Source organism: Methylorubrum podarium (assembly GCF_022179745.1).
In the GTDB taxonomy this organism is placed as follows: domain Bacteria; phylum Pseudomonadota; class Alphaproteobacteria; order Rhizobiales; family Beijerinckiaceae; genus Methylobacterium; species Methylobacterium podarium.
The window spans coordinates 1-3,760 of the sequence record NZ_BPRD01000244.1 but is presented as its reverse complement, the minus strand read 5'-3'; the positions used below and the strand labels follow the sequence as shown (position 1 = coordinate 3,760).

4 protein-coding genes are annotated in these 3,760 nt (G+C 72.2%); all 4 read right to left on the bottom strand.

The features are described 5' to 3' along the window. Positions 1-200: response regulator (locus MFF42_RS13080; protein WP_238256112.1), on the bottom strand; the 200-nt coding region annotated here is incomplete at its 3' end. Further along, positions 197-1,918, bottom strand: coding sequence for a response regulator (locus MFF42_RS13075; protein WP_238256111.1), 1,722 nt, complete (start codon positions 1,916-1,918; stop codon positions 197-199). The genes MFF42_RS13075 and MFF42_RS13080, both read right to left, overlap by 4 nt. Then, positions 1,915-3,000 carry a chemotaxis-specific protein-glutamate methyltransferase CheB gene (gene cheB / locus MFF42_RS13070; RefSeq protein ID WP_238256110.1) on the bottom strand — a complete coding sequence of 362 codons (1,086 nt, stop codon included), beginning with the start codon at positions 2,998-3,000 and terminating at the stop codon, positions 1,915-1,917. Before cheB ends, MFF42_RS13075 begins: the two co-directional genes overlap by 4 nt. Then, a partial coding sequence (locus MFF42_RS13065) for a response regulator (RefSeq protein WP_238256109.1) occupies positions 2,997-3,760 on the bottom strand: 764 nt, incomplete at its 5' end. The genes MFF42_RS13065 and cheB, both read right to left, overlap by 4 nt.

Genomic DNA, 3,760 nt, shown 5'->3' with positions numbered 1-3,760 from the left:
GCGAGCAGGGCGTCGCCGGTCATGCCGGGCATGCGCTGGTCGGAGACCACGACGGCGATGTCGGGCTCGGAGCGCAGGATGTCGAGCGCCTCCTCGGGCTTGGCCGAGGTGAGCACCCGGTACTCTTCCTCGAACAAATCCTCCAGAGCGATCAGGATGTCCGGCTCGTCATCGACGGCCAGGATCGTGCCTTTGCTCATGCCGGTGCCGGTTGCCTCGGAATGCCGATGACGAAGCTCGCGCCGCCGCCCGGCGCCGTCTCGACGGTCAGCGAGCCGCTATGCGCCTGAACGACGCTGTACGCAATCGCCAAGCCGAGTCCCGTTCCCGACCCGACCGGCTTCGTGGTGAAGAACGGCTCGAAGATCTTTTCCCGCAGGTCTTCCGGGATGCCGGGCCCGGTATCGCTGATGCGGATCATGTCGGTTTCGGCGTCCGAGTAGGTCGCCACCGTGATCGTGCCCTCGCCGGGGATCGCGTCCGCGGCGTTGCCGAGGATGTTCATCACGACCTGGTTGAGGAGCGCCGGGGTGCAGGAGATCTCAGGCCGGCCGGAGAAATCGCGCGCCACGTGGATGCGCGTGCCGAGCTTGTGCTGGATCAGCGCCAACACCGTCTCGATCGCCTCCGGCACGTTGACGAGGCCGCGCTCGCCCTCGTCGAGCCGCGAGAACTTGCGCAGGTTCAGGACGAGATCCTGGATGCGGGTGAGGCCGAGCCGCATCGAGCCGACGCGGTCGCGCGCCTTCGTCAGCGCCCGCTGTCCCTCCGGCGCCTCGGGGGGAGGCAGTTCCCCGAGCAGGCGCTCCACCGTGCCCTGATGCGCCAGGATGAAGGCGAGCGGGTTGTTGATCTCGTGGGCGATGCCCGCCACCAGCTCGCCGAGGGAGGCCATCTTGGCGGCCTGGACGAGCTTGGCCTGCGCCTCCGTCAGTTTGCGGTTGGCATCCTCGAGATCGCGGTTGGCCTGTTCCAGGGCGTCGGCGAGCGCGGCGCGGGCGGCGGCCGCCTCGGCCTCGGCGCGGGCGCGCTCCACCGCACGCTCGCGGTCGCCGAACTCGCCGGAGATGCGGCGGTTGTCCTCCTCCAGCAGGCGGCGGCGGACGAGGCCGCGCACCCGCATCGCCAGCACCTCGCCGTCGGCCTTCGAGACCACGTCGTCGGCGCCGGCGGCGAAGGCGGCGACGAGGAGGCTCTTGTCCGGCTTGTCGCCGGCCATGCCGACGAGGGGGAAGGCGTTGCCGCCCCCCTCCGGCGCCATCATCCGGCGCTCGGCGATCTCGGTGCAGAGCGCGATGCCGTCATAGGCGCTGCCGACGAGGTCGAGGGTGACGCAGTCGAAGGCGGCGCCGGGCTCGTCGAGGGCCGCGAGCGCCGCCGAGCGGTCGGCCGCGGCGACCACGGTGTGGCCCTCCTGGGTGAGGAGCCCGGTGAAGAAGGCGCGGTAGGTGGCGCTGCCGTCGACGACCAGGACCCGGCCGCGGCGGAAGGCGGCGCCGGACGGCCCTTCCGCCTGCCCGCCCCGGCGCTCGCGCAGCAGCGCGCGGATGCGCAGCACGAGCAGGTCGCGGTCGGCCGACTTCTCGACATAAGCGTCGGCACCGCTCTCGAAGCCGTGGCGCTCGCCGTTGCGGGTGCCGGTGAGCATCACCACCGGCAGCGCCCGGGTACGCAGCGACAGGCGCATCTGCCGGGTGAACTCGTCGCCGTTCATGCCGGGCAGGTGATGGTCGGCGACGACGAGGTCCGGCAGGTCGGTGTTGAGCAGGTCGAGGGCGGCCTCCGCCGTGGCGCAGCGCTGCACCGCGAAACCCTGCGCTTCGAGCTGGAGACGGAGTTCGAGCGCCTGGGTCTCCGAATCCTCCACCAGCAGCAGCCGGTGGCCCGGCGCGGCGGCGGGCGATGCGCTCGCAGTCATGCTGGCTTCCTCTGCGCGAGCCGCAGGAGATGGGGCGCCACCTGATCGACGGGCAGCACGCGGGACGCGGCGTTGAGGCGCACGGCCGCCGCGGGCATGCCGTAGACGACGGCGCTGCTCTCGTGCTCGGCCACCGTGGCGGCGCCGGCCTTGCGCATGTCGAGCAGCCCTTGCGCGCCGTCCTCGCCCATGCCGGTGAGCAGCACGCCGATGCCCTGCGGCCCGGCCTGCCGGGCGACCGAGCGGAACAGCACGGTCGCCGCCGGGCGCTGGCCGCCGACGGGGGCGGCGTCGCTCACCCGCAGCGTGCCGTTCGGACCGAGTTCGAGATGCCGGTCACCGGGGGCGACGTAGACGTGGCCGGGCTGCATCGTCTGCCCGTCCCGCGCCACGCCGACGCTGAGGGGCACCACGCCGTCGAGCCAGCTCGCGAACCCGTCCATGAAGGCCGCGCCCATATGCTGCACGAGCAGGACGGGAAGCGGGAAATCCGCCGTGAGGCCGCCGATGACCCGCGCGAGCGCCGGCGGCCCCCCGGTCGAGGCGGCGACCGCCAGCACGCTCGGCGCGGCCTCCGTGTCGGAGAGGATCGGCAGCTCGGCTGCGGGCGCCGCCTTGCGCGCGCTCCATTCCGCGCCGATCGGCCGGCGCCGGATCACCGGAACCGCGGCCATGATGCGCAGCTGCGTGCAGATCTGGCCTGCGATCGCCTCGTAGCTGTCGTTGGTGGTGGCCACCGGCTTCTCGACCACCGAGAGCGCGCCCGCCCGGAGCGCGTTCATCGAGATCTTGAGCGAGGCATCCTCGACGGAGTCGGCAATTACCACGATCGGCGTCGGCCGGCTCGCCATGATCCGGCGGGTCGTCTCCAGCCCGTCGATGCCGGGCAGGCGGATGTCCATCGAGATCACGTCCGGCCGCACGGTCTCGATCGCCGCGAGCGCCGCCTCGCCGGATTCGACCGCGCCGGCCAGTTCCAGCCGCGCGTCGCGGGCGATGATGTGGGTGAGGAGGATCCGCACCACGAGCGAGTCCTCGACAACCAGTACGCGCACGCGCGGGTTCTCAGCCCCTCCGTTCACAGCAACTGACCGATGGTATCCAGGAGTTCGCGCTGATCGAATTTCTGCTTGGTCAGATAGGCGTCGGCGCCGAGTTCCAACCCTCTCGCCACGTCCTCGTCGTCGCCGCGGGAGGTCATCAGCACGATCGGAAGTCGCGCGAAATCCGCCTCGGCCCGCAGCGCCTCGACGAGGCCGAAGCCGGTCAGCCGCGGCATCTCCACGTCGGCGACGACGAGGTCGACCGGCTCGATCCGCGCCCGGAGGCGGTCGAGCGCCTCCTGCCCGTCGACGCAGACGATCACGCGGTAGCCCGCCGCTTCCAAAATGCTCTTCTCCAGGGTGCGGGTCGTGATCGAGTCGTCCACGACAAGAATCGTCGAACGTCGCTTTTCCTGGATCGTTCCGCTGCCGTCCTCCACGCCTCTCGCCGCAGGCCGCGCGGCGCGCGGACCGGCGCGGCCGAGCCGGTCGATCAGCCCGTCGGGATCGAGGACGAGGGCGGGCGTGTCGGTGCCGAGGATCACGGTTCCGGTGACGAGGCCGGGATCGCTGCCGATCGGCGGCGCGGGCAGGACGAGGAGCGTGCGCACCTCCTCCAGCCGGTCGACGGCGAGCAGGCATCGCCCGCGGGTGCCGCGCAGGCGCACGACCGGGATCGTCGCCCCCTCCGGGCGGTCGGAGCCGAGGCCGAGCAGGTCCCCGAGTTCGGCGACCGGCAGCGTCACGGCTTCGCCGCCCTCCACCGCCACCCGAGCGACCGGCCGGCCCGCGACGGTCG

What these genes read in the sequence shown, in the direction of transcription:
- MFF42_RS13075 (WP_238256111.1), bottom strand. Translation starts at nt 1,918, where the DNA reads ATGACTGCGAGCGCATCGCCCGCCGCCGCGCCGGGCCACCGGCTGCTG.